Here is a 26,171-nt window from a genome sequence, read left to right on the forward strand (position 1 = left end):
TGGACTTAAAATTGGGTTTGGATTAATGGGAGTCATTGTAGCTGTCATGATGATTCGTGGCTGGGGCAAGGGACTTTTACGAATAGTATTACTCATGTTTGTGTATATGTTAGTAGCGATTCTATTATTTGCAGTTATTGACTACCGCGTTTTGGCGTCTGCGGCATATGGATTTATCTTTTTGATTGGAGCACTATTTGATTTTCCGCATGGAGTGAAATTTTTTGAGCAGATGATGTACTGGACGATTGCAAATCCATATATTAGTATGCTAGGAGCATTTCTATGGAGTGCGACTGCTTTAGTATATCAACGCCAAACACGAAATGCTTGTCCGTATTGTGGCCGAAATAGTAATCCCTCTAAAAATGGACATCACAATCCTCAGCAGCATCTTGGGGGAAATGGTGCACTTACATTGCCATTATAATTCCTATCTGTTATTCCATAACAAGATGGTGTTGGGCGATGGGCATTCCACTGGGAACTACCAAAGAATTACTTGAATCTTTTGAACGTGATTCACCCGGAATTTGGTTAATGGGTGCGTCCTTGGCTACCGTAGTTCTCGGAGGGGCAATTCTTACGTTGGGGCTTACTCAGCCCTGGGGAGAAATTTATCCGCGCTGGTTTCCATTTATTGCTGGTAGGCGTGTACCTCTTTCATTAGCGATTATTCCTGCTTCACTGGTTTCCATTATGGTTACTTCAGCTGGTTTGATGTACATCCGGGGGTTTATTAATAAAGGGTGCCTAGATCATAGGGGATGGGCATTGGAAGGTCCAGAGTTATTATGGCCAATTTGGGGAGTGGCTCTGTTTGGTGCTACGATTGCTTATTATTATCGGAGGCGTGGTACGTGTAAATATTGCATCTTATAACCAACTTTTATACTGTTATAATGATAGAGATAAATTCTACAGCATTTTTCGAAGTACTAAACAGCAAATGAACATATAAAAAGGAAGAGAATTATAAAATTTCTCTTCCTTTTTATATGTTCATAGATTTAGTGATATAGGAGATGTCCGGATTAAATTCTAACTACGCGTAATTCTTCCAAATATCCAAATAAAAGGTATCAAAAATACTAACACATTTAATAGTATCCCGATTTTCGCTCCGATATTTTTATCTACTTCATAGGAAAAAATAGCTAAGATAAATCCAATTGGACAAAGAAATACAGGTAAAAGTATAGAGACTCCAAAAAATTCAGTTAAAATAATTTTGTATGCAACATTAACAATAGATAAAATCAATAAAACCGGTATTAAAATTGGTATAATTGTGCCTATTCTATTTTTCTTTATCATAATATCCTCTTTTTTATTCAAATAAAATACATTGGCCTATAAATAGAAAAGAAAAAAAAACACTGTTATTAAGCTAGTGTTTTTTCTTTTCTTCCTACTTGATAAGAAGTTTATAAATAATAAATTATTGCTGATGAGATAAATACAAATAATACATAGTTAAATATTTTCGCTGTGTCATTCATTATTTTCACTACATTACTTAATAATCCAATTGTACAAAGACTGAATATCACCATTGTGGATCCTATAAAATTAATTGAATAACATATAATATGTAAATGTTATATTTTGAAGAATTTATATAAAATTACAATAATTTCATGTGAATTATTTTCGTATCAAAGGGTACACCTTTTGAAGTGGCGTGATTTCTATGAAAAACAATGTGTCAAAAAGTTGGAGATAACATTTTGAAGTAGGGGTACCGCCACATGCCCATCAAGCTAAAATTTTATAGTACCCCCAGAACGAAATTTTGTACTAACTTGTAACAAAATGCTCATTTTTTCGTTTTGAGGTATTTGCATTTCTTAGCTTGATGGTGATGGGCTGTACCCCGTTATGATAAAATCGTTCCCTTTTCGCCATTTATTAAATTAAGGGGCAGGATATGCTAATCAATTCGCGAATACTTCAAATAATCATTAGCAAAGATTCTGCATGAACCATAAAAAATGGTATCCTTAAAAAAGTGAAGGGGCAGCATAGCCTTATGAAACTAGGACATATAATGATTTTCGTCAATGACATGACAAAGGCGAGATGGTTTTATTCTGAATTACTGGGTTTGCAAACATTGTTAGAGCAAGAAAATAAGCTTGTATTTGCCATTGACGGCTGTCAGCTTATAGCTTTTAAGTGTGAAAAGACCAAAGAAATTGGAGATTATTCAAACGAGGCTAGAACAGTTTTGGTGTTTGAGGTCGTATCTGTTGAGCAAACTTATAAGGAAATGAAGGAAAAGGGTATTCAATTTTTGCATGATAAACCTACTCAAGAGCGATATGCTGCTTTCGTTGATCCGTTTGGTAACGTGCATGAAATCGCTGAATCGTTCGAATGAGAGGCGTTAACTTAGTTACAAACAACGTGGTGGAACATATTACAAAGGTATTGCTCTAACGGGACACGATAGCGCAAAGATTGATTGCAATCAACGTTAGACCGAAGATTAAGATCGTGGTTTGATACTGAATTAGTCCGGGGGTTTCGCGATCCGGTCTTTTTTTATTTGTCAGCGTCACAAAGCGCCACATCGCTATCGAGTTAATAAAAAGAAATGCCCCTAAAATGAAAAAATGCGCTATTCTTTCTGTAGAATCATAGGAAAGGATGGCGTTTTTCATGTCTGTTTCTGTGTCTGACGAATTACAACTATTTGCTCAAGAGATTCAAAGTTTTTTATCTCCAAATACCTTACGGGATCTTGCTAGAGATGTTGGTTTTGTACAACGAACCAGTAAGTACCAAGCAAAAGATTTAGTCGCTTTATGTGTATGGGTGAGCCAAAATGTAGCTATGACTTCTTTAACTCAGTTATCTAGCTGTTTAGAAGCATCAACAGCAGTACTTATCAGTCCTGAGGGACTGAATCAACGATTTAATAAGGCGGCCGTCCAACTTTTACAACACCTACTAGCCGAACTATTAAGCAAAAAATTGGCCGCATCTATGCCGATTTCTTCTCCATACACTTCTGTTTTCAAGCGTATTCGTATTTTAGATTCAACTGCATTTCAACTCCCGGATGTATTTTCATCGGTTTATCCAGGTGCAGGAGGATGCAGCCATACAGCTGGGATAAAAATTCAACTTGAGTATGATTTGTTAAGTGGACAGTTCCTACATATTCATACAGGTCCAGGTAAACAACATGATCGCACTTACGGCTCTCTGTGTGCCCCAACTGTGACGGCGAATGATTTATGTATCCGAGATTTAGGTTATTTTCATTTAAAAGACCTTCAATATATACAAGATAAAGAGGCCTACTATATCTCTCGTATCAAGTCGAATATACGTATTTATCAAAAAAATCCTAACCCTGATTATTTTCAAGATGGAAGAATTAAGAAAGGTACAGAGTATATACAGATAGATATGGAGACGTTAATGAACTCCCTTCAACCAGGACAAACATGTGAAATAGCTGATGCTTATGTAGGAATGATTGATAAAGTGCCAGCTCGTGTAATTGTTCATCGATTAACAAAACAACAGCAACAAAAACGATTACAAGATCAAGCTGTAAGAGAAAAAAAGAAAGGAATGAAGTATTCTCCTCGTAGTAAACGACTCAGTGGTATCAATGTATATATGACAAACACCCCTACAGATATTGTCCCGATGGGACAGGTACATGACTGGTATTCTTTGCGTTGGCAAATCGAAATTTTATTTAAAACGTGGAAGTCATTCTTTCAAATTCATCATTGTAAAAAGATAAAACCAGAACGATTGGAGTGCCATTTATATGGTCAGTTGATTGCCATTCTACTCTGTTCTTCTATCATGTTTCAGATGCGCCAATTGCTCCTCATGAAGAAAAAACGAGAGCTTAGTGAGTATAAAGCCATATATATGATTAAAGACTATTTTCTTCTTCTATTCCAAACTATACAAAACATACTAAGATTAGTAGTGCAGACCAAGGCATTGGTTCGCACTACTATTTTTTATATAGTAGAAGTGAAGAGGAGGTCGTGGGTGTTTTGGGATCCTGAATCCGTATACAAAACTGACCTTCTTCACTTACCTTATTTGAATCAGTTTTTAGTATGTTGGTCTTCGAGATCGTGTATAAGAAATGAGAATCGATAAGTGTAAGTTGAAGACTTCAATTCCACCTGAGGAGGCGCTATATGAAACACGTTATTGCATTTGATGTCAGTATGGGTAAAAGTTATATGGTAATTTATAATGCACAAAAACAATGCGTATTCGAAAGTGAAATCAAGCATTCTAAGCCTGATTTTAAAAAGCTACAAGAAAAGATACATAAGCTTACAGATGAAACCGGTGAATCACCTGAAATTGTGTTCGAAGCAACAGGGATCTATTCCAGACAGCTAGAACGATTTATGCAAAATAACCAGTATACATATTGTTTATTAAACCCATTAGAAGCCAAAATACAATGTGATTCCTTGCGGATTCATAAGACAGACCGAAGCGACGCACACCGATTAGCTCTCACTCATTTTACAGTTACCCGAAGGGTATCTACCGGAACTGATAATTTATTCTATCAGTTAAAATCTCTTTCTAGATTATATAGTGAACTGGATGATGAATTATCAATAATTCGCGGCCGTATGCATAAAGTAATCCAATTAACATTTCCAGAATTGGAAAGAATATTTACTAGTAAATCTGATTTGTTTTTAAATTTTGTTCAACTATTTCCCCACCCAGATTGTGTTTTAGGTCTTTCTAAAACCATTATAAAAAATCGTATTCGTGCCAATACCAATAAAAAAATATCAAATATTACGGCGGAGAAAAAAGCGATTCAGATACTTGAAATAGCGAAAATTTGCTATCCTGCTGTTTCTCAGAACGATGTTCTGTGTGACCAGCTCAAATTATACGCAAGGCGCTATCAAGAGCTTCTTCACCAAAAAGAAAGCTGTATTAGCAAGATGGTGTATGTAGCTGAGCAACGCGCAGAATACGATATCATTCGCAGTCTCCCTGGGATTGGACCGAATACTGCCGTACGCTTGATGGCTGAAATAGGAGATATTACTCGTTTTAACAATAACAAGCAACTCAATGCATTTGCTGGTATTGATATACGCCGTTTTCAATCAGGTAAAACCTTTTTTAAAGATAAAATCAATAAACGTGGAAATAAACATTTGCGGAAGCTCCTTTTCCTCATCATCCAGAACATGATTAAACAACGACGTTACGGACAAAATCATATTGTTGAGTATTACGATAAATTAAAAACGCAACCTTATAACAAGTGTCATAAAGTTGCGTCCATTGCATGTGTAAATAAATTATTGAAGCTTCTCTTCTATCTCATTACACATAATATGCACTATGATTATCGGTTAGCCGCCTAAAACCATAGTTTCATCCATCGTACCATATCTTCCCCCTAGTAAAAAATGGACACATATTAGGGGTATTTGGCTTGCATTCTAATTGGCTTAAAATCTCTGGCATTTAATCAATTATAACTCTAAAAAACATTTGACTAATCGTAAGAAAAAACATCCAAGAGTTATCAAAGGTGTTACTTCGCCTGTTCAATCTCCTACAGCAAAACGGGCGGAAATCTCATCGATATGAGAAAAAAACGGTCTTTGATATATTAGGTGTTGTTTACAATTGTACCATGTCTGATAATCAAGCCGCTTAATTCAAAAAAAATGAAACCCGTTAGGGTTTATTTCGTATGCAAATCTTTCAATCACCTACACTTGCTCTTTAGAAAAAAGAAACAATCTCGCCTAAAATTGACTTTGCATAAGCTTAGCTTGATAGCGATGGGGTACCGCCACACATCCATCAACTTAAGAAAAGTAAACACCCCAAAAACAAAAAAATGAGCTGACTTCTCAAAATAACTAACTGTAGAGAAAGAAAAATTTCATTTAGGGGGTACTTCAAAACCGTAGCTTGATGGCGATGGGGTCACCATATCAAAAAAAAGAAAATTGTGCGTTTAGACATATTTTTCAACCGCTTCCTGTACGTTAAGGGACTCGTTATTTTTTTACAGTTTTTATTATGAAATTCTAAATAACTAATTATAATAGGTGAAAAAAACGATTAATAGTTGGGGTACGGAAAGGATTCGAATTTACATTCTTTCTCAATACATATCATGGATAAATAAAGTAAAATATGGGTTGGGGCTATGTCTCATGTTGTGTTAATCCTAACAATAACTAAGGGTACATAATATGCTTTCATACCTTTGAATAATTTTGTTATAGAAGGGATGGAGATTTAACTGGCTCAAATTGTTGGTATTGATAGATACCTTTGTACTGGGGCTTTAATCTATATGCGTGAGGGCCTTTCCCTAAGTCTTGTCAGGAAGTAAGGAACAGTAAGCAAACACTTATACAATATGAATAGAGGAGAGGAATGCCTTATGAAAATACGTAGTCAAATTACATGTGCAAGTCTGGTCCTTTTAATAGCTGGAAGTTCCCTGTTATATACAACACCAACCTCAATTGTAAAAGCAGAGCCCACTCAAAATGTATCTAGTTCGTTACAAACAAATACTCAACGAGATCGTACTTCCGTCAAGCAAGCAATGCGGGATACATTGCAACTTGGATACCCGGGGATACTTGCTAAAACTTCTGAGGGTGGAAAAACGTGGGGGTATGCCGCTGGAATAGCGGATCTGAGAACCAAGAAACCAATGAAAACAGATTTTCGCTTTCGCATTGGGAGTGTGACGAAGACGTTTACCGCAACAGTTGTACTTCAATTAGCTGGAGAGAATCGCCTGAATCTAGACGACTACATCGAAAACTGGTTGCCTGGTGTCATTCAAGGAAATGGATATGATGGTAACCAGATTACTATCCGGCAGATATTGAACCATACAAGTGGTATCGCTGAATACTCAAGGTCAAAAGACGCTGATTTTACGGATACAAAAAAATCGTATACGGCTGAAGAGTTAGTGAAGATGGGGGTTTCTCTGCCTCCAGACTTTGCCCCAGGAGAGGGCTGGTCTTATTCAAACACAGGATACGTATTACTGGGCATTCTTATTGAAAAAGTAACCAGAAACAGCTATGCGGAAGAGATTGAAAATCGGATTATTGAACCACTTGAATTGTCGAATACATTCCTACCAGGCAATTCAAGTGTTATTCCAGGCACTAACCATGCCCGTGGATATGTCCAACCAGACGGAGCAAGTGAGCTAAAAGACGTTACTTATTATAACCCAAGTGCAGGTAGCTCTGCTGGAGATATGATTTCTACTGCTGACGACTTAAACAAATTCTTCTCTTACTTGCTCGGTGGCAAATTACTGAAGGAACAGCAACTAAAACAAATGCTTACTACAGTTCCTACAGGAAAAGAAGGAATCGATGGATATGGTCTTGGAATCTATGAAACTAAGCTTCCAAGCGGTGTCTCGATATGGGGACACACAGGTGGCATTCTAGGGTTTACTACTCTTGTTGGAGGTAAACTTGGAGGTAAGCATACGTTGGTCGTCAATTGGAATAGTTTGGGTAGAACTGACAGTCCTAATCCTTTTAAAAAAATTTTACTTGCTGAATTTAGCAAGTAGGAAAAAAGGAAAAATTTATCGTAGTTTTCATAGTTAAAAATATACTTTTCTGGTTCAAAAGCCCCAACTTATTTTCAAGAAAAATTTGGGGCTTTTTTTGTTTTGGTGGCGTTTATTCTCCTTAAGTTGATGGGTGTGGGGTAGCACCGCATTACTATCAAGCTAAGGTTTTAATATATCTCCTAAATGAACATTTTCTTTTTCTACAGGTAGTTACTTTGAGAAGGTAGCTTATTTTTTCGTTTTGAGGGCGTTTATTTTTCTTAAGCTGATGGATATGGAGTATCCGCCCTAAGTTAAATAAATTTTGACTTAAAAACAAGTGATTTTAACAACGTTAGGAGTGTTTCATGCAGCACAATGTCATTTGTGTTGTATTGCAAGAAGAAAAATTACATTAGAAAAGAGCCAGAATTCATCCTGTTAAGGGTAAATCGACTCTTAATATTTAAAAGGATGGAAAAAGAAACACAGAAGTAAAAAACCTCTGTGTTTCTTTTTGATTAATATATTTACTGAACTTTCCGGCACAGATGCTCCTTCTATCCTATTATAAAAGCGATTTTGAAAGTAAGTAATTTGTAAGAAATGGGTAAGAAAAAAGAAATTTTCATTGTGTATGATAAAAATATAAAGAGGCGTGAAAGGCGGTACAAATATGACTTATATATGAAAAACAGACCAGTAACAAGACTGTTTCAACGAAAAGAAGTAATTTATGTGGTTAACATATATGTGGAAAAAGAGGGATTTACCCAGGACAGAATGGCGTTTGTAAAAATAATAATTATGAAGATGATTACGAATTCAATGTTGACTTTTTTTCATTGGTGGAGATGGTAGCTGTGTGGTTAATACGAGATAGCAAGAAACCACCTATAGAATATGAATAGAGGAGAGGAATGCCCTATGAAAACACGTAGTCAAATTACATTTGCAAGTCTTGCCCTTTTAATAGCTGGAAGTTCCCTGTTATACACAACGCCAACCTTAATTGTAAAAGCAGAACCTACTCAAAGTGTATCTAGTTCGGTACAAACAAGTACTCAACGAGATCGTAATTCTGTCAAGCAAGCAGTGCGGGATACATTGCAACTTGGATTCCCGGGGATACTTGCTAAAACTTCTGAGGGTGGAAAAACATGGAGTTATGCCGCTGGGGTAGCGAATCTGGGCAGCAAGAAACCAATGAAAACAGATTTTCGCTTTCGCATTGGTAGCGTGACGAAGACGTTCACGGCAACAGTTGTACTTCAATTAGCCGAAGAGAACCGCTTGAATCTAGACGACTCTATTGAAAAATGGTTGCCTGGTGTCATTCAAGGAAACGGGTATGATGATAAACAGATTACTATCCGGCAATTATTGAACCACACAAGTGGTATCGCTGAATACACAAGGTCAAAAAGTTTTAATCTTATGGATACTAAAAAATCGTATAGGGCTGAAGAATTAGTAAAGATGGGGATTTCGATGCCCCCAGATTTTGCTCCAGGAAAGAGCTGGTCTTATTCAAATACAGGATACGTATTACTAGGGATCCTTATTGAAACAGTAACCGGGAACAGCTATGCGGAAGAGATTGAAAATCGGATCATTGAACCGCTTGAATTATCGAATACATTCTTACCTGGCAATTCAAGCGTGATTCCAGGATCCAAGCATGCCCGTGGATATATCCAACTAGACGGAGCAAGTGAGCCAAAAGATGTTACTTATTATAACCCAAGTATGGGGAGCTCGGCTGGAGATATGATTTCTACTGCTGATGATTTAAACAAATTCTTCTCTTACTTACTTGGGGGTAAATTACTAAAAGAACAGCAACTAAAACAAATGCTTACTACAGTTCCAACAGGAGAAGCTGCACTTGGCAGATATGGTCTTGGAATCTATGAAACTAAGCTTCCAAACGGTGTCTCAATATGGGGACACGGAGGTAGCATTCCAGGGTTTGTTACTTTTGCTGGAGGCACACTTGGAGGCAAGCATACATTAGCTGTCAATTTGAACAGCCTTAATGCTGATAGTCCTGATCCTTTTAAAAATATTTTACTTGCTGAATTTAGCAAGTAGGCCAAAAGGAAGAACGGATAAATTTTATCATATTTTCATAGTTAAACAAATAAATGATGAAATTGATCATCTATCTAAGGAGGCAATTCCCTCATGAAAAATAAACTAACTGGTGTATTAGCCGCTACATTAGCGCTAACTATGATTCTACCAACAGGGGCGAAAGCATTTTCTGACAGTAAGACTACAGTTGTATCTAACGCAGAAGTAGCTAGCCAAGAGCTGAAGAAGATTGCAGCAGAGAAGGCTGCGCTACTCACGAAGTCCCATGGGACGACTAGCGTGCAGTATGCGCTAATTGATAATGGCAAGCTTACTTTGTCGGGGCAGGCTGGAAAGAACGATATGGAAGGGGAACAGCCACTAACCAAAGATACTCTATACGGGATTGGTTCAGTCAGTAAAATGTATGCAACAGCGGCTGTAATGAAATTGGTCGACGAAGGAAAAGTCGATTTGGATGCTCCTGTGGTCAACTATGTTCCTGATTTTAAGATGAAAGATGGGCGGTACAAACGCATTACCCCGCGTATGTTGTTGAATCACTCCTCCGGCTTGCAAGGTTCCACGTTAAGTAATGCATTTTTATTTAACGATAATGATACCTATTCCCATGATTTCTTGTTGCAGCAATTGTCCAACCAGAGCCTGAAAGCAGACCCTGGCGCGTTCTCGGTATACTGCAACGATGGCTTTACGCTGGCCGAAATTTTGGTGGAAAGAGTCAGCGGTATGAGCTTTACCGAATTTCTACATCAACGGTTTACAGAACCCTTAAAGATGAATCATACAAAAACGCCGCAGGACAAATGGAGAGACGAAAAGCGGGCTGGACTTTATTTTCCGGCGTACCAAGGGCAGCTTCCAATTGAATCGGTGAATGTGATTGGTACGGGAGGGGTCTCTTCCACGGCAGAAGATATGGTACGATTCTCACAACTATTTATGGGACAGGGAAAAGGGATCCTCTCTGATAAGGTAGTCAAGGCGATGGAGCAAGAGGAATATAAAAAAGGAATGTGGTCGGGGGATGGAGATAATATTTTTAACTATGGTCTTGGCTGGGATAGTGTGAAACTATACCCATTCAGTGAATATGGGATAAAAGGCTTGGCTAAGGGCGGCGACACGGCACTGCAACATGCTATACTGGTCGTGCTTCCGGAACAGAAAATGGCAGCGGCTGTGTTGTCATCCGGTGGACGAAGCTCTACAAATCAACTGCTGGCAACTGAATTACTGCTCGCCGTGCTTAAAGAGAAGGGTACAATTAAGAACATCAAGCCGAACAAATCTTTTGGCAAGCCGGTCAAGGTCAAGATGCCTCAAGACGTGGCAAAGAAAGCGGGCTTTTATGGCAATAGCGAAACTCATTTCAAAATTGAAATTACGAAGAATGGAGAACTGTTCTTACCATCTAATCGAGAAGAAAAATATGTATATACTGCGGATGGAAGCTTTATTAATGAGAAGGGTACTTCTAAGCTCAACTTTGTCACCGAGAAGAATGGAAGAACTTATTTGAGGGAGAGCACATATAAATCGACACCAGACTTAGGGCAAGGTGCGATGACTCACTATTTAGCCGAGAAACTAGAAGACAATGTGCTATCGAAGAAAACCGCTGCCGCATGGGCGAAGCGGGAAGGTGTCAAGTTCTATCTCGTGAATGAGAAATTTAGTTCTATTGAATATCTCGTACAACCGAAACTTATTACCACACAAATTACTCGTAAGGAAGGCCTGGCGGGTTATTGGGAGGGCAGAAAAATTACAGGTCCGAACACCGCGACGCATCAGCTCCAGATCCCCGTGATGAATGGCCGTGATACGACGGAAACGCATTTCTATACAGAAGGCGGCAATGAATATATGGAAATGGCCGGGTTGTTATACGTAAGTGGAACCAACGTAAAACCACTTGATGCTGGCCAATCATCCAAAGTTACGCTGCAAGCAAATGGGCATGCTAAATGGTTTACGATCCCGTAAGCGGCAGCAGGAAAAAGGATGACCGTGACATTGCCATCGAAGGGTGCGTTCGCGGTGTATGATGAGAATGGAGTATGCGTCAACTTTACCATCGTGAGCGGCAATAACAAAGTAAAACTGCCGAAGAATGGAACGGTTGTAATTGCTGGGGCACCGAACTCAGAATTTGCAATTACGTTGAACTAGCTACAATTCAAGATGGACTTCAACAAAACCAGTACGACATAGGAACGGTGTTTTGCTGGTTTTGTTTGTATTTACCTATTATCTTTAAGAAGAGAATTTCAACGAATAATATCACGCTCAAACTCTGCAAAAACAGCTATCATACCAATTCAGGGCAATCATCATTTGCTCCATTAATCTTCTTGATGTAAATACGTTCGCAGCCGGTATTATGATGTACAAGCCCTATACGATACAGGAATTATCCGAGGTGTTTCAGCTACTAAGTTTACGCCATATGGCACACTCACACGTCAACAGGCTGCACTTATGTTAGAACGAACTCTAGAATATCTAGGTGTAGAAAAAGAGTCAAATATAGGGCCCTACCACATCGCTATCAAGCTAAGCTTATGCAAAGTCAATTTTAGGCGAGATTGTTTCTTTTTTCTAAAGGGAAAGTGTAGGTGATTGAAAGATTTGCATACGAAATAAACCCTAACGGGTTTCACTTTTTTGAATTAAGCGGCTTGATTATCAGACAGGGTACAATTGTAAACGACACCTAATATATCAAAGACCTTTTTTTCTCATATCGATGAGATTTCCGCCCGTTTTGCTGTAGGAGGTTGAACAGGCGAAGTAACACCTTTGATAGCTCTTGGGTGTTTTTCTTACGATTAGTCAAATGTTTTTTAGAGTTATAATTGATTAAATGCCAGAGATTTTAAGCCAATTAGAATGCAAGCCAAATACCCCTAATATGTGTCCATTTTTTACTAGGGGGAAGATATGGTACGATGGATGAAACTATGGTTTTAGGCGGCTAACCGATAATCATAGTGCATATTATGTGTAATGAGATAGAAGAGAAGCTTCAATAATTTATTTACACATGCAATGGACGCAACTTTATGACACTTGTTATAAGGTTGCGTTTTTAATTTATCGTAATACTCAACAATATGATTTTGTCCGTAACGTCGTTGTTTAATCATGTTCTGGATGATGAGGAAAAGGAGCTTCCGCAAATGTTTATTTCCACGTTTATTGATTTTATCTTTAAAAAAGGTTTTACCTGATTGAAAACGGCGTATATCAATACCAGCAAATGCATTGAGTTGCTTGTTATTGTTAAAACGAGTAATATCTCCTATTTCAGCCATCAAGCGTACGGCAGTATTCGGTCCAATCCCAGGGAGACTGCGAATGATATCGTATTCTGCGCGTTGCTCAGCTACATACACCATCTTGCTAATACAGCTTTCTTTTTGGTGAAGAAGCTCTTGATAGCGCCTTGCGTATAATTTGAGCTGGTCACACAGAACATCGTTCTGAGAAACAGCAGGATAGCAAATTTTCGCTATTTCAAGTATCTGAATCGCTTTTTTCTCCGCCGTAATATTTGATATTTTTTTATTGGTATTGGCACGAATACGATTTTTTATAATGGTTTTAGAAAGACCTAAAACACAATCTGGGTGGGGAAATAGTTGAACAAAATTTAAAAACAAATCAGATTTACTAGTAAATATTCTTTCCAATTCTGGAAATGTTAATTGGATTACTTTATGCATACGGCCGCGAATTATTGATAATTCATCATCCAGTTCACTATATAATCTAGAAAGAGATTTTAACTGATAGAATAAATTATCAGTTCCGGTAGATACCCTTCGGGTAACTGTAAAATGAGTGAGAGCTAATCGGTGTGCGTCGCTTCGGTCTGTCTTATGAATCCGCAAGGAATCACATTGTATTTTGGCTTCTAATGGGTTTAATAAACAATATGTATACTGGTTATTTTGCATAAATCGTTCTAGCTGTCTGGAATAGATCCCTGTTGCTTCGAACACAATTTCAGGTGATTCACCGGTTTCATCTGTAAGCTTATGTATCTTTTCTTGTAGCTTTTTAAAATCAGGCTTAGAATGCTTGATTTCACTTTCGAATACGCATTGTTTTTGTGCATTATAAATTACCATATAACTTTTACCCATACTGACATCAAATGCAATAACGTGTTTCATATAGCGCCTCCTCAGGTGGAATTGAAGTCTTCAACTTACACTTATCGATTCTCATTTCTTATACACGATCTCGAAGACCAACATACTAAAAACTGATTCAAATAAGGTAAGTGAAGAAGGTCAGTTTTGTATACGGATTCAGGATCCCAAAACACCCACGACCTCCTCTTCACTTCTACTATATAAAAAATAGTAGTGCGAACCAATGCCTTGGTCTGCACTACTAATCTTAGTATGTTTTGTATAGTTTGGAATAGAAGAAGAAAATAGTCTTTAATCATATATATGGCTTTATACTCACTAAGCTCTCGTTTTTTCTTCATGAGGAGCAATTGGCGCATCTGAAACATGATAGAAGAACAGAGTAGAATGGCAATCAACTGACCATATAAATGGCACTCCAATCGTTCTGGTTTTATCTTTTTACAATGATGAATTTGAAAGAATGACTTCCACGTTTTAAATAAAATTTCGATTTGCCAACGCAAAGAATACCAGTCATGTACCTGTCCCATCGGGACAATATCTGTAGGGGTGTTTGTCATATATACATTGATACCACTGAGTCGTTTACTACGAGGAGAATACTTCATTCCTTTCTTTTTTTCTCTTACAGCTTGATCTTGTAATCGTTTTTGTTGCTGTTGTTTTGTTAATCGATGAACAATTACACGAGCTGGCACTTTATCAATCATTCCTACATAAGCATCAGCTATTTCACATGTTTGTCCTGGTTGAAGGGAGTTCATTACCGTCTCCATATCTATCTGTATATACTCTGTACCTTTCTTAATTCTTCCGTCTTGAAAATAATCAGGTTTGATAAATACGTGTATTCGACTTGATACGAGAGATATAGTAGGCCTCTTTATCTTGTATATATTGAAGGTCTTTTAAATGAAAATAACCTAAATCTCGGATACATAAATCATTCGCTGTCACAGTTGGGGCACACAGAGAGCCTTAAGTGCGATCATGTTGTTTACCTGGACCTGTATGAATATGTAGGAACTGTCCACTTAACAAATCATACTCAAGTTGAATTTTTATCCCAGCTGTATGGCTGCATCCTCCTGCACCTGGATAAACCGATGAAAATACATCCGGGAGTTGAAATGCAGTTGAATCTAAAATACGAATACGCTTGAAAACAGAAGTGTATGGAGAAGAAATCGGCATAGATGCGGCCAATTTTTTGCTTAGTAGTTCGGCTAGTAGGTGTTGTAAAAGTTGGACGGCCGCCTTATTAAACCGTTGATTCAGTCCCTCAGGACTGATGAGTACTTCTGTTGATGCTTCTAAACAGCTAGATAACTGAGTTAAAGAAGTCATAGCTACATTTTGGCTCACCCATACACATAAAGCTACTAAATCTTTTGCTTGGTATTTACTGGTTCTTTGTACAAAACCAACATCTCTAGCAAGATCCCGTAAGGTATTTGGAGATAAAAAACTTTGAATCTCTTGAGCAAATAGTTTTAATTCGTCAGACACAGAAACAGACATAAAAAACGCCATCCTTTCCTATAATTCTACAGAAAGGATAACGCCTTTTTTGCTTTATGGATAGTGCAAAACCTTAGCTTTATAGCGATGTAGCGGTGCCTCATCTAGCCGTTTAATAATTATTTCTGTTACCTTTATATATTTACATAATCAATGTTATCAGCAGTCAATCTATCTAGAATCCTATTAAAATCCTTTTAGAATATCTGAAGGGGCTTTTTATTTACATAATCAAACTTTATTACTAATTAGTAATTGCTCTAAAAGATAATCACAGACATTCACAAAAATACATTGTTTTTTTAAACTTAATAACAAGTACTTCAATTCAAATTCTTGATAAAAAATCTTAGTGATATATAGTTTAAACTCATCTAAATTAGGCTTTTCTGGGCTGTATAGCATATCTAAAGGAAGTTTAAATTTAGAAAATAAATGATCATTTTGGGCAAAAATCGAAACTTCTTCTCTAGTTAATCGATCATGAAATGCAATTAAAATTTTTCTTAAAGCATTTACTTGTTCTTCTTCAAATTCATAATCTATAACAAATCTATAAAATGGGAATTCATCTGACTGAATCATACTTTGCATAAGTCTAAATTGATATCTTAATAAAGTCACTTCTTTGATTAAATCCATGTTCCTCCTCCTTCATTTCCCTAAATTAACCAGTTTATCATAACAATTTATAACTTGAAATACAAATACTTATGATATATCACCCATACAATTTTAATTAACATAACCTATCATTATCAATAGTCAACGATGTATAAAATTTTCGTTATGGGGGGAATTAAAAATCTTAGCTTGATAGCGATGGGGTACCGCCACATGCCCATCAACCGAGCAAAAGAGCTTGTCCCAAAAATGATAAAAACGAACTTTGTTGCTATAAAAGACATAAAATAATAAACACGTATTTCATATTTACTTTTGTTGTGGACGATAAAAAGCATCTACCAATTGATTATACTCGCTTCTTGAAATTTCTTTATTATACAGTTTAATTAATAACTCTTTATGCGCCTTCGAAAACGCTATTTTATCAATGAATTTTGGATACATACGATCATTTTCTCCCCGTCTGATAAATTATTCTGTTGAATTTCGTCTATTTCCCCTGAATATTTTAAAAAATAAACCAACAATGTTTTATGAAATATTACATATCGAAATGATTGGACATTTTATAAGCGCTTACTATTACGAAAATGACAAAAACCCTTCATTTCTCCTATGAAGAGGGTGAAGCAAAAACATTAAACCATTATATTTAAAGTTTAATCTACATGAATCGACAAGGAAAGACTTTTTTAGACGAAATTATACAAAATTTTATGTAATTGTACATATCTAAATAAAGTAAAAGTGTATTTAAAGTGCCATTATATTATATTGAAAACATTTTTTAGATGGATTATATAGTTAAAAGAGAGAGCCTTCCTTTAAAATGAGAAAGGCTTTTTATCTTTGGCTAAAATCAAAAGACATTAACGCAACAATAAAAATGTAATTCAAAAAGATAATTTTTTATTGATAAACGATAAATAGAGTGTTAAAATCAAATTCACACTAAATTAGTGAGGTGCTTTTTATGAAACGAGTGTCAACGCTCTTTTTAAAGATAGTTGTTATTCTTATTGGAGTCCCAGTTCTTGTTTTATGTATATTTGGCTTACCATGGTTAGCTAATAATCCAGTAAATCCAGATTATGCCCATATACTATATCCCATAGTAACCATTATGTATGTATCAGTGATACCGTTTTTGGTTGCGTTGTATCAGACGTTCCGACTGCTAAGCTACATTGACAAGAAAATAGCTTTCTCGGAATTATCTGTAAGAGCTTTAAAAAGTATAAAATACTGTGCAATCACAATCAGTATCTTGTTTGTGGTAAGCGTGCCATTCTTTTATCTCATGGCGGAGATAGACGACGCCCCTGGTATCATATTACTCGGATTGGTTATTATTTTTACTTCACTGGTGATTGCAGTCTTTGCAGCTATCCTTCAAAAGTTATTAAAAGGCGCTATCGATATAAAATTAGACAATGACTTAACGGTTTGAGGTGAATAACATGGTAATTATAATCAATATTGATGTGATGCTAGCTAAAAGGAAAATGAGCGTAACAGAACTTTCGGAGAGGGTTGGAATAACAATGGCTAACCTCTCTATATTGAAAAATGGAAAGGCAAAAGCAATTAGGCTTTCAACTTTAGAGGCAATTTGCAAAGAATTAGAATGTCAACCCGGAGATATTTTAGAATATCGAATTGATGAAGACACTCAAGATAAATAAATTGGGGACATTTAGCATTAAAAGGAAAAGAAAGTTTTCTTTTTCAGTGATTGTATAAAAGGGGAGTTACTTATGAATTTAACCATTCAAAAATGGAGGCACAAATCATGAGAGCACTAAAACAACTCATTCGTTTTGGTTGGGAGCAGGCCTTATCATGTTTGTTTCCTGTCGTTATTTTTGCCTCATTGGCTTTTACAAAATTCCTGCCATTTCCCTTCCTACCACGTTATGACTGGCTACTCATCATCTGCCTTCTGATGCAGTGGTGGATGGTGCGTTATGGACTTGAAACACGGGATGAACTAAAGGTTATCACATTGTTCCACCTTATTGGACTTGCTCTTGAACTTTTTAAGGTACATATGGGATCCTGGTCTTATCCAGAGGAAGGATATTTCAAAATTTTTGGAGTGCCTTTGTATAGCGGATTCATGTACGCAAGTGTGGCGAGTTTTCTTTGTCAGGCGTGGAGAAGATTAAAGGTTGAACTGGTTAAGTGGCCACCGTTTTTAATAGTTGTACCTCTTGCATCTGCGATTTATTTGAATTTTTTCACCCACCATTATTGGATTGATGTTCGTTGGTGGTTATCTGGACTTGTAATTCTTGTTTTTTGGCAATCATGGGTCACATACGAGGTTGATGGAACTCGTTACCGTATGCCACTTGCACTTTCTTTTGTGCTCATCGGATTTTTTATATGGATAGCCGAAAATATTGCAACGTTTTTTGGAGCTTGGCAATACCCAAACCAAACCGATACATGGAGTCTCGTTCATCTAGGGAAGGTGAGTTCATGGCTCTTATTAGTGATTGTTAGCTTTCTTATAGTAGCGACGTTAAAGCAGGTTAAGGAGGAGGTAGGTGAATGTTAAAGTTAGTGTAATAGTGATCTTTTGTCGCTAAAGGATTAAAAGGAATAAGACAATTGTTGTGTTTGTCATTATGATAGAAAAGGAGAGGTGTCCGCTAAATCAAAAATAGAATAAAAAAACCTGTACGGGGAGGCGCAGGTGTCAAATAAGGATGTTTCATTATGTAATTCATATTTTATATTAGAGCTGCATTGAAAATGATACTAAATTAAGTTGAATACTGTGTAAAATTGTTGAGAAATAAAAACATACCAATGGGAGACAGAATGTTTTAGAGAAGCCATTGAACTACTCACCACTTCAAACAGTCCGTTAGGGCGTTAAATGGTGAGTAGCTCAAGGATATTTAGTAGTATAAACAGAATGGGCATAAGTTGAATAAGTACAATTTATTGATGAGATAGGGATGGTACTAGTGACGTTAGAATGAAAATTTCACGCACCGTATTTATTTTTAATATAACAAATCCAGAAATAGGGGGATTTTAAGTGGTTCAATTATTTTTATTACCCAAAATGGACAAAGAAACGAAGAAGAAGGTATAAAAGGAAGTAGTTATCATTTTAAAAGAGGACCGCACTTTAAAAACACGTACTGAGCATGAAGTAGAGCAGCAAGAAAGAATCAGTAATCAGTTTGTTTCCTGAGTTGCGTGATTCAAGGAATAAAAATAAGTGGACGGTGCATGATGTCGAAAGGGTGCTTAATAATTTATTAGATGAGGACGAGCTTAAAATTATTGAGTGTAAGTTTCTGACGAACGAGAGAGTTAGAGATTCAGATTATTATCAAAGTAAAATATACTATGTAACAGGAAATGAGAACTAAGTGTATCTCACTAATCATAGTATTGGTATATTGCTGGTTCTTGCTGTATTAGCATATGTGATGGAGAGGATAGATAAAGTGTTTATGAAGAATGGTAAGAGAACAGCGCACCAAATATGAACGAAAGAAAATCATAGCAATGACACGTAATTTAAAAGCTAGGGGAGTATACAATGGTGTGGCAGTCATCAAGAGGTATCTTTAACTTCTAGAAAAAAGATAAATAAAAAGCCCTGTCAAGGGTTACAGGGCATCAGTAAGGTTTTGGGTTAAGGGAACACATGACCTTGTACCAATATAATATCAAAAACTTTTTATGAAAAACCAAAGTGATTTTGACGATTTTAAGAACATATAAAAGTTCTAACGGAGATGATAGGACATTGAACAGGGTATTAATAGAGTCAATCGATTAACGAGTTCTGTTGCAAAGTTTTCTAAATGAGACTACATTCTAGAAAAAAGAGTATAGAGAATCAAAAATGAAAGAGCTGTTTATTTGCATAAACTTTCCGCTAGGATCATCAAAAAACACGATGTCACCAGTATGGAAGATTTACAAATCAATAATATGCTCAAAAATAGAAGGCTTGCAAAAGCAATCAACGAAATATCGTGGTTACAGTTTAGAAGCATGTTGAACTACAAAGAAAAATGGTACAGGAAGCAAGTTATTGTTGTATCAAAGACACTTGCCGTCTAGTTAACTATGTTCAAATTGTGGTAATCAAAACAAAGACGTTAAAAATCTAAATCTTCGTGAGTGGGATTGCACTTCTTGTGAAACACGTCACGGTAGAGATGTTAACGCAGGATTAAATCTAAAAAACGAGGCGATTCGTCTCTTAACCGTAGGAACTATGGGGATTATTAGCGGTTGTATCCTGTGGCACATCACGAGTTGTTCGAAAAATCATAGAAAAGATTGGTGACCTTGAAAAGAAAGGCAAAACACTTGAAGCTGCGGCTAAAAGTAAGATATTAACGAAAGATCCCACACCAAATACTGATACAAGTAGAAAACCAAAAAATATCTTAATCCACTATATGCGTCTCCCATACTCATCCCCTAAAAATAACGATTTTGTGTATTTAAGGGGCGTAAAACATTTAAAGTTGAGGGACATGTATGATGAGCCCTATATTATAATTATTTATGTTATGAAACCTATATCTAAAAAGGAGTGATTTTAATATGTACAAACTTAAAACAAAAGAAACTAACAATAGTGTAATTGAATTTATTGAAAATGTTGAAAATCTTAAAAAACGAGAAAACGCATATCAATTATTAGATATATTCACTGAAACAACAGGCTATACAGCAAAAATGTGGGGACCAAGCATTATCGGCTTTGGTACATACCATTATAAGTATGCATCTGGTCACGAGGGAGATGCTCCATTAGTAGGCTATTCCCCGAGAAAAGCTAAAATTAGTCTATATTTTGCATCTGGTGATCCTAAGCGAGAGGAACTATTAAAAAAATTTGGGAAATACACCTCTGGAAAATCGTGTATTTATATTAATAAATTAGCAGACATTGATAGTAATGTTCTAAAAGAGCTAATCAAACAATCTGTAAGTTTTTTGAAGGAAACGTATCCAAATTATTAATACAATTTATAGAATTACTCTGAATGTTTTCCTAGAATTTCCCTTCATACCCAGAATCGTTTTCGTATTCCTTCATACGTAGGTATTAATTGAAAGAGAAGATAAAAATATTATGTTAATAATATGAGATGTCACAGATATGATTAAAAAGACAAACTTAGAGTTTCTACAGTATCGCGAAAATCCTGTAACGGCACATACATTTCGTCATGCTTTTGCAATCATGGCAGTTGAACAAGGAAATGCTGATTTGTATCATTTAATTGCAAACGCTGGGGCATGAAAACATTCAAACGACAAAGATTTATTTAGAAAAGCACATGAAACGGAAAAAAAATGTGGGTACCTCATTTGCAGATCTATTAGTGTGAATTTACATAATTAAATAAGGTTTTATTCGTGTGAAAAATAAATAAACGGGCTGGAGATAATGAAATGATATATTAATTTCTCCTGTAATTAAATGTATTTGAGTAGATAAGTTTAGAGATGACTAATGAATTAGGGGGGACACTTGGCTAGATATCAGCACGTGAAAATAATTCTGTAGGCGGAGAAATTACAAAACGCTTAATTCCAATGGCTGAAGAACAATTATCTGGTCAATATAGATTACACTAAGTTAAAGAGGTGAAATAAAAATGGGTTATTTTTACCTTTTATTCACATTAAATCCAAAAAAAAATTATAAATTCAAAAATCGATCTCTCAGATCCCTTTATAATCTTTTTGATTAGTTAAGGTAATACCATATGTATTGATTGAAAACAAATCCCACACGAGAGATAACAGATCGGTTAAACGTTCTTTTGTTTTCGTTCGTAATTTTAAGTGCATAATACTTAAGCCAATTTTATATAATACAATTTCATTTATAGGTAATTTGATTATTAATTAAAAATGAAATGGGAAATTCAAGTAACCATATATTTATAAATAAAAAGTGGTATACAAAGAATGCCTAATACAAAAATGGATTTAAAGCAATAACTCCTAAGTGCCAGTTCTTTTGTTATAGAATAAACAAATCCAGGTATTGCTGTAACTACTGTTTTGAGGTCAATTTACTGTGCACTAAGTGTCGAATGTCTACTTTTACTTTGGATTTATATTGCAACACCTCTTAGTTAGAGGTGTTGTTTTTTTGTTAATTAACAACCATTATACTTAGAGAATTAATAATATTTATGTGATGTGGTAGTAAATCTAGGTAGCATAGAGACTGTTAATACAAAGATTAACAACATACTAAAGATCTATTTCATATATCTTGTCTCACTTGCTATTTCTATTAATTTTGAAATCTATTTAATTCTTCCTCTTTTGCGGAAAAATAAAACTAATGTTGCGACCATTAATATAGTGCCAAGTAGATAAAAAATAGTTGTCACTATACCGCCAGTATTGGGAATATTCCATTCATTTTTAGTGTTTTCTATTTTTTATACTGATGATAAAAACTCTACCTCAAACGGATCTCTAAATAACATATATCCATTTGGTGCTTGAATTTCTTTCGCTGTGTACTTTCCGAAGCGTAGTGGTTCAGAAGTAGCCTTACAATTTTCATCTGTTGTTAATTTCCCAACATCTTTACCATCTTTGTTTAAAATTTGGAACACAGCATTTTTTCAGTCTTACATTTGAATCAGCAGCATCCACTTTCTCAATCTCAATTTGTCCAAGTGATTGAATTGGAATTTTGGCTGTTGGTTCTTACGGTGGTACAGTATCTCCTGTGACTTTCGCTGTATTTTGAATCTCTTTTCCAGCTTGTCCCTCGCATGGAATACCACTGTATGCCACTCTGTATTTGTCACATCTCCAAATTTTTCGTTTGCTTTTCCTACATCAAATTCACCATTGTCTGTGTCGAATGCATCTATCACTGTTTGGCCATCTACTTGTAATGTACCTGGGACATATTCACATCCTTCTGGCAATGTATCCGCAATAGCTAGATTTTTCACAAGACTAGCAAGAAGCATATTTCTGGTTCGAATCGTATACGCCAGTCCATCCCCTATTTCTGTATTTTTATTTTGTAGGTTCTTCACTGTTTTCTCGGATTCTATGATAGGATCTTGTAGAATCAAGAAACGACCTCCGCTCATTTCACTGTCGTTTAGAAAATTACAAGAAAAGATCTATTTCTTTACACTCAGATAAAGTGTCTTTCAGCCTTTTCCTATCTACTTCGATATTTAGATGTTAATTACAAATAAATAATATACGATTTTCATAAAACAAATATAGTAACATTTTGTCGTGAATTGTACTATTTTGATATTTTATAGTAATATTTTGTCGTGAGTTATACTTGACGGAAAATAATTTATGATTCTATAAAGGAACAATGTAAAAAATTATTATTAAATCTAATTCAAAGGAGAAGGTAATGAATAATTCCATCGATATACAACACTTGTGTGATCTCGCACATAAGGCCTTTAATCTACCTGTTCACATTTTATCTACAGACAAAAAAATCTTATATCATTCTACTTCTGATGATGTTTGTAGTCCTTTTTATTCTTCTAAAGAAGAACACCTTAGTGACATTTATCAAGAAAATGATCCCTATAACTTGCCACTCTTCAGAGGTAACAGTTATCTTGAAAATTTTGTCCTAATTCATATAGCAAATCATGATTATATAAAAGGGACTATTATAATCGGTCCCACTATACATCCAAAGGGCTCAGATGATATAACTTTTAAACTTCGGAAAGAATTTAACTCAAATAATAATATTCAAGAAAGACTAGCCTATTATCAGAGCCTACCTGAGATTAAAAAAACTACTTTAATTGATATGGGAGTTTTATTACATTACATGATTTTCAATGAAAAGTTAGATGTAGATATCGTTTTAGAAAAAAATAAAGTGCTAGAGGAAGTTCCCTATAAAATTGTGAAACCTGATCTATATATTTTAAAACGCCAACAAAATAAACCTAAAACTCACAACATGGCATTAGTACATAATTTTTTTTCAGCAATCAAAGAAGGAAATAAAAAGAAGTTATTGCAATATATGTATGCAGTTTCGCAAGAAGATGTTGAATTAATTTTAACAGCGGATCCACTCAGAAACCAAAAAAATCATGGAATTATTGCGATTACTTTAGCTACTCGATATGCGATAGAAGGTAACCTCCCACCAGACAATGCTTTTGCTCTTAGTATTTTGTATATCCAAACCATGGAACAACTAGATAACGTGGACTCTGTAAGGCGATTGTCAGGAGACGCTTTACGTACTTTTGCAGATCGGATGAAAGAATTCAATGCGCTAAAATTTTCAAACGCGGTTACTACATGTATGAATCATATTAGTAAAAATGTTTACGATGGAATATCTCTCAATGAACTCGCTAATCATTTGGATATTACCCCTACTTATTTATCTAAATTATTTAAAAAAGAAGTGGGGATTCCTTTAAGTGAATATATTCAAAGGGAACGAGTGGAAGAAGCAAAAAAATTATTAACACTCACTACATATCCATTATCAGATATTTGTGCTTGGCTTAATTTTAACGACCAAAGTTATTTTACAAGGGTTTTCAAAAAATCAACTAACAAGACTCCTAGACAGTATCGTGAAAAATATACCGTAATATAATCTTGGTATCTGTTTCTGGTGCAAAAACTTTACTATACGTGTAAGTAATCTCTAAAACTTGGGCATACTGTTTCTATTACTCTAGAAAGAGTACGTGATCGATCTGGAAAGGGAATATGTATTCAAATAGATACATTATCAGCCTGATATTATTTCGTTAACGGTACGACCTCAGTTGTCGTGATTTGGTGAAAATGATGGAGAAACGGGGTTTATCCATTTCTCCTACAACGATTATGCGTTGCGTTCATCATTATGGTTCTGAATTGGACAAATGAATCTGATTTCACCTCAAACCAATGGCTCTTGAAGAGTCCATGAAACATATATCAAAGTAAAAGGGCAATGGATATAAATATTAAGGTGTTAATTCGAAAGGAAACACACTCGATTTTTCCCTAAGCGAAACAAGAAACAAGAAGGCTGCAAAGCGCTTTTTCAAGAAAGCTTTGCGGCCTTTTCATGTTTCAAAATTTCTTGTAATAACGATCGATAAGAATCCAGTTTATTATCTTCATGTTAAGTATTGAGGTGGTTGGAATGAAATGAATTGTATTTCAGAGGTTTTTTATGACTATATAAAGATATTTTTGAAGAATATGGTAAATTAAAGAGCATGATAAATTAAGTACTTATTAATAGTAATATCGGGAATTATTCCATAAAACTTAGTAATATAACATATATTACCTGATATATCTATATTTTATGTAATTATACATACCCAAATAAAGGTAAAAAAGTATAAGTAATCCTATTAAATTATTCTATAAGTATTTATTCTAAAATAAAACTAGCTCGGTTAAAATAAAATAGTTATTTTTTAACCATGTATATATCAATTTATAATCATTACAATTACAAGGATAAAATTCAATATTAATTTTATTAGTATAATATTTTTCGCTCGTATTCATACTTGACAATTAAATTATCGAGTGCAATCGACAAAATTTTGCTATTTACGCATCGGAAATTAAATGTTTTAATGAACAACATAACTGGTATGACCACACAGAAAGGAGAAGATTACGCTAATAGGAGTTTAGTAAAGTTGCAAGTAACATTATGTTGCGATTAATTATCTCAATAATCAATTTTTAAAAAGGGGTTAGAATCTCAAAAGTATCACATTTGTAAAAAAAGTATTTAGGTTTCTACATAGCAAAAGTGATCTTATTCCGCAATAAAAGTATAAGCAATGTACAGTATAATTTCATCTTTTGTAATCTTGTAGAGCCCTTGCCGAAACAACTAGTAGAGAGATTATAAAATTGTTATCAAAAAATTCATGGCAGGATTAGCTGTAGGAGCAATGGGTTTATCTATCTGGACTCTTGTAAGTCAAACAGGAAATCTAGAGAAAAATAAATATTTTACTATTCATTAGGCAGCTAATTTAAATATAGATGATGAAATTTTATTATTTACTTGTGAAAAACATACTATTTATATAAGGGAGAAGTAAATAATAACGAGGGTTTAACACTCTTTCCGAAAGACTTCTCCTTTCTCAAGCGTATGCAAAGAGAGA

General features: G+C 35.3%; 17 protein-coding genes and 10 pseudogenes. 18 read left to right on the forward strand and 9 right to left on the reverse strand.

All coding sequences use genetic code 11. The features are described 5' to 3' along the window. Positions 1-4 precede the first annotated feature (4 nt). Positions 5-882 (forward strand): annotated as a pseudogene (locus MKX77_RS09250) (hypothetical protein); the annotation flags it as partial. Positions 883-1,041: 159 nt separating this feature from the next. Here the strand turns inward: MKX77_RS09250 and MKX77_RS09255 are convergent. Continuing rightward, positions 1,042-1,317 (reverse strand): hypothetical protein, encoded by a 276-nt coding sequence (locus MKX77_RS09255; protein WP_341306408.1) that lies wholly within the window; start codon positions 1,315-1,317, stop codon positions 1,042-1,044. A 715-nt stretch (positions 1,318-2,032) separates the two neighbouring features. Here MKX77_RS09255 and MKX77_RS09260 point away from each other — a divergent pair. The 8 genes and pseudogenes from MKX77_RS09260 to MKX77_RS30650 form a co-directional block, all read left to right on the forward strand. Next, positions 2,033-2,383 carry a VOC family protein gene (locus tag MKX77_RS09260; protein ID WP_060750842.1) on the forward strand — a complete coding sequence of 117 codons (351 nt, stop codon included), beginning with the start codon at positions 2,033-2,035 and terminating at the stop codon, positions 2,381-2,383. 281 nt (positions 2,384-2,664) lie between these two features. Beyond that, positions 2,665-4,140 (forward strand): IS4 family transposase, encoded by a 1,476-nt coding sequence (locus MKX77_RS09265; RefSeq protein ID WP_341306409.1) that lies wholly within the window; start codon positions 2,665-2,667, stop codon positions 4,138-4,140. A gap of 41 nt (positions 4,141-4,181) precedes the next feature. Beyond that, on the forward strand, positions 4,182-5,393 hold the full coding sequence (locus MKX77_RS09270) for an IS110 family transposase (RefSeq protein ID WP_002203979.1): 1,212 nt from the start codon (positions 4,182-4,184) through the stop codon (positions 5,391-5,393). A 140-nt stretch (positions 5,394-5,533) separates the two neighbouring features. Beyond that, a pseudogene (locus tag MKX77_RS09275) lies at positions 5,534-5,692 on the forward strand (IS4 family transposase); the annotation flags it as partial. Between the two features lie 741 nt (positions 5,693-6,433). Further along, positions 6,434-7,603: a serine hydrolase domain-containing protein gene (locus MKX77_RS09280; RefSeq protein ID WP_341306410.1), complete on the forward strand. Its 1,170-nt coding sequence runs from the start codon at positions 6,434-6,436 to the stop codon at positions 7,601-7,603. Positions 7,604-8,512: 909 nt separating this feature from the next. Continuing rightward, on the forward strand, positions 8,513-9,679 hold the full coding sequence (locus MKX77_RS09285; RefSeq protein WP_341306411.1) for a serine hydrolase domain-containing protein: 1,167 nt from the start codon (positions 8,513-8,515) through the stop codon (positions 9,677-9,679). A 93-nt stretch (positions 9,680-9,772) separates the two neighbouring features. After that, positions 9,773-11,857: pseudogene (locus MKX77_RS09290) on the forward strand (serine hydrolase domain-containing protein). A 222-nt stretch (positions 11,858-12,079) separates the two neighbouring features. Further along, positions 12,080-12,307: pseudogene (locus MKX77_RS30650) on the forward strand (hypothetical protein); the annotation flags it as partial. Positions 12,308-12,357: 50 nt separating this feature from the next. On the opposite strand, the pseudogene MKX77_RS09295 reads toward MKX77_RS30650, so the two are convergent. The 5 genes and pseudogenes from MKX77_RS09295 to MKX77_RS09315 form a co-directional block, all read right to left on the reverse strand. After that, positions 12,358-12,512, reverse strand: a pseudogene (locus MKX77_RS09295) (IS4 family transposase); the annotation flags it as partial. A 142-nt stretch (positions 12,513-12,654) separates the two neighbouring features. Beyond that, a complete protein-coding gene (locus tag MKX77_RS09300) occupies positions 12,655-13,866 on the reverse strand; it encodes an IS110 family transposase (RefSeq protein ID WP_002203979.1) in 1,212 nt (403 codons plus the stop codon). Positions 13,867-13,907: 41 nt separating this feature from the next. Continuing rightward, positions 13,908-15,372, reverse strand: a pseudogene (locus MKX77_RS09305) (IS4 family transposase). Between the two features lie 231 nt (positions 15,373-15,603). Further along, positions 15,604-16,014, reverse strand: coding sequence for a DUF1878 family protein (locus tag MKX77_RS09310; protein ID WP_341306412.1), 411 nt, complete (start codon positions 16,012-16,014; stop codon positions 15,604-15,606). A gap of 291 nt (positions 16,015-16,305) precedes the next feature. Then, complete coding sequence (locus MKX77_RS09315; protein WP_000283272.1) at positions 16,306-16,443, reverse strand: hypothetical protein; 138 nt, start codon at positions 16,441-16,443, stop codon at positions 16,306-16,308. Positions 16,444-16,972: 529 nt separating this feature from the next. On the opposite strand from MKX77_RS09315, the gene MKX77_RS09320 reads away from it, so the two are divergent. The 7 genes and pseudogenes from MKX77_RS09320 to MKX77_RS09350 form a co-directional block, all read left to right on the forward strand. Next, the gene (locus MKX77_RS09320) at positions 16,973-17,449 is read left to right on the forward strand and encodes a DUF2975 domain-containing protein (protein ID WP_341306413.1); all 477 of its coding nucleotides are present in this window, start codon (positions 16,973-16,975) and stop codon (positions 17,447-17,449) included. 10 nt (positions 17,450-17,459) lie between these two features. Continuing rightward, positions 17,460-17,684 carry a helix-turn-helix domain-containing protein gene (locus tag MKX77_RS09325; RefSeq protein ID WP_341306414.1) on the forward strand — a complete coding sequence of 75 codons (225 nt, stop codon included), beginning with the start codon at positions 17,460-17,462 and terminating at the stop codon, positions 17,682-17,684. A 107-nt stretch (positions 17,685-17,791) separates the two neighbouring features. Beyond that, entirely contained in the window at positions 17,792-18,562 is a 771-nt protein-coding gene (locus MKX77_RS09330; protein ID WP_341306415.1) for a DUF817 domain-containing protein, read from the forward strand. 1,304 nt (positions 18,563-19,866) lie between these two features. Then, a pseudogene (locus MKX77_RS09335) lies at positions 19,867-20,323 on the forward strand (RNA-guided endonuclease TnpB family protein); the annotation flags it as partial. A 263-nt stretch (positions 20,324-20,586) separates the two neighbouring features. Continuing rightward, on the forward strand, positions 20,587-21,009 hold the full coding sequence (locus MKX77_RS09340; RefSeq protein WP_341306416.1) for a DUF1801 domain-containing protein: 423 nt from the start codon (positions 20,587-20,589) through the stop codon (positions 21,007-21,009). A gap of 130 nt (positions 21,010-21,139) precedes the next feature. Next, positions 21,140-21,380, forward strand: a pseudogene (locus MKX77_RS09345) (tyrosine-type recombinase/integrase); the annotation flags it as partial. Positions 21,381-21,534: 154 nt separating this feature from the next. After that, positions 21,535-21,630 (forward strand): annotated as a pseudogene (locus MKX77_RS09350) (small, acid-soluble spore protein, alpha/beta type); the annotation flags it as partial. Between the two features lie 683 nt (positions 21,631-22,313). Here the strand turns inward: MKX77_RS09350 and MKX77_RS09355 are convergent. The 3 genes from MKX77_RS09355 to MKX77_RS09365 are packed head-to-tail and all read right to left on the reverse strand — an operon-like array spanning position 22,314 to position 23,105. Then, the gene (locus tag MKX77_RS09355) at positions 22,314-22,400 is read right to left on the reverse strand and encodes an LPXTG cell wall anchor domain-containing protein (RefSeq protein ID WP_341307946.1); all 87 of its coding nucleotides are present in this window, start codon (positions 22,398-22,400) and stop codon (positions 22,314-22,316) included. A 51-nt stretch (positions 22,401-22,451) separates the two neighbouring features. Next, positions 22,452-22,631, reverse strand: coding sequence for an MSCRAMM family protein (locus MKX77_RS09360; protein WP_341306417.1), 180 nt, complete (start codon positions 22,629-22,631; stop codon positions 22,452-22,454). A 15-nt stretch (positions 22,632-22,646) separates the two neighbouring features. Then, positions 22,647-23,105, reverse strand: a complete 459-nt coding sequence (locus MKX77_RS09365; RefSeq protein WP_341306418.1) for an isopeptide-forming domain-containing fimbrial protein — start codon at positions 23,103-23,105, stop codon at positions 22,647-22,649. A 302-nt stretch (positions 23,106-23,407) separates the two neighbouring features. On the opposite strand from MKX77_RS09365, the gene MKX77_RS09370 reads away from it, so the two are divergent. Together MKX77_RS09370 and MKX77_RS09375 are read left to right on the forward strand one after the other, a co-directional pair. Beyond that, positions 23,408-24,637 carry a helix-turn-helix domain-containing protein gene (locus tag MKX77_RS09370; protein WP_341306419.1) on the forward strand — a complete coding sequence of 410 codons (1,230 nt, stop codon included), beginning with the start codon at positions 23,408-23,410 and terminating at the stop codon, positions 24,635-24,637. A 130-nt stretch (positions 24,638-24,767) separates the two neighbouring features. Continuing rightward, positions 24,768-25,161, forward strand: a pseudogene (locus MKX77_RS09375) (DDE-type integrase/transposase/recombinase); the annotation flags it as partial. Positions 25,162-26,171 lie beyond the last annotated feature (1,010 nt).

The sequence above is a fragment of the Bacillus sp. FSL R9-9410 genome (assembly GCF_038050385.1).
Classification (GTDB): Bacteria; Bacillota; Bacilli; order Bacillales; family Bacillaceae_G; genus Bacillus_A; species Bacillus_A cereus_U.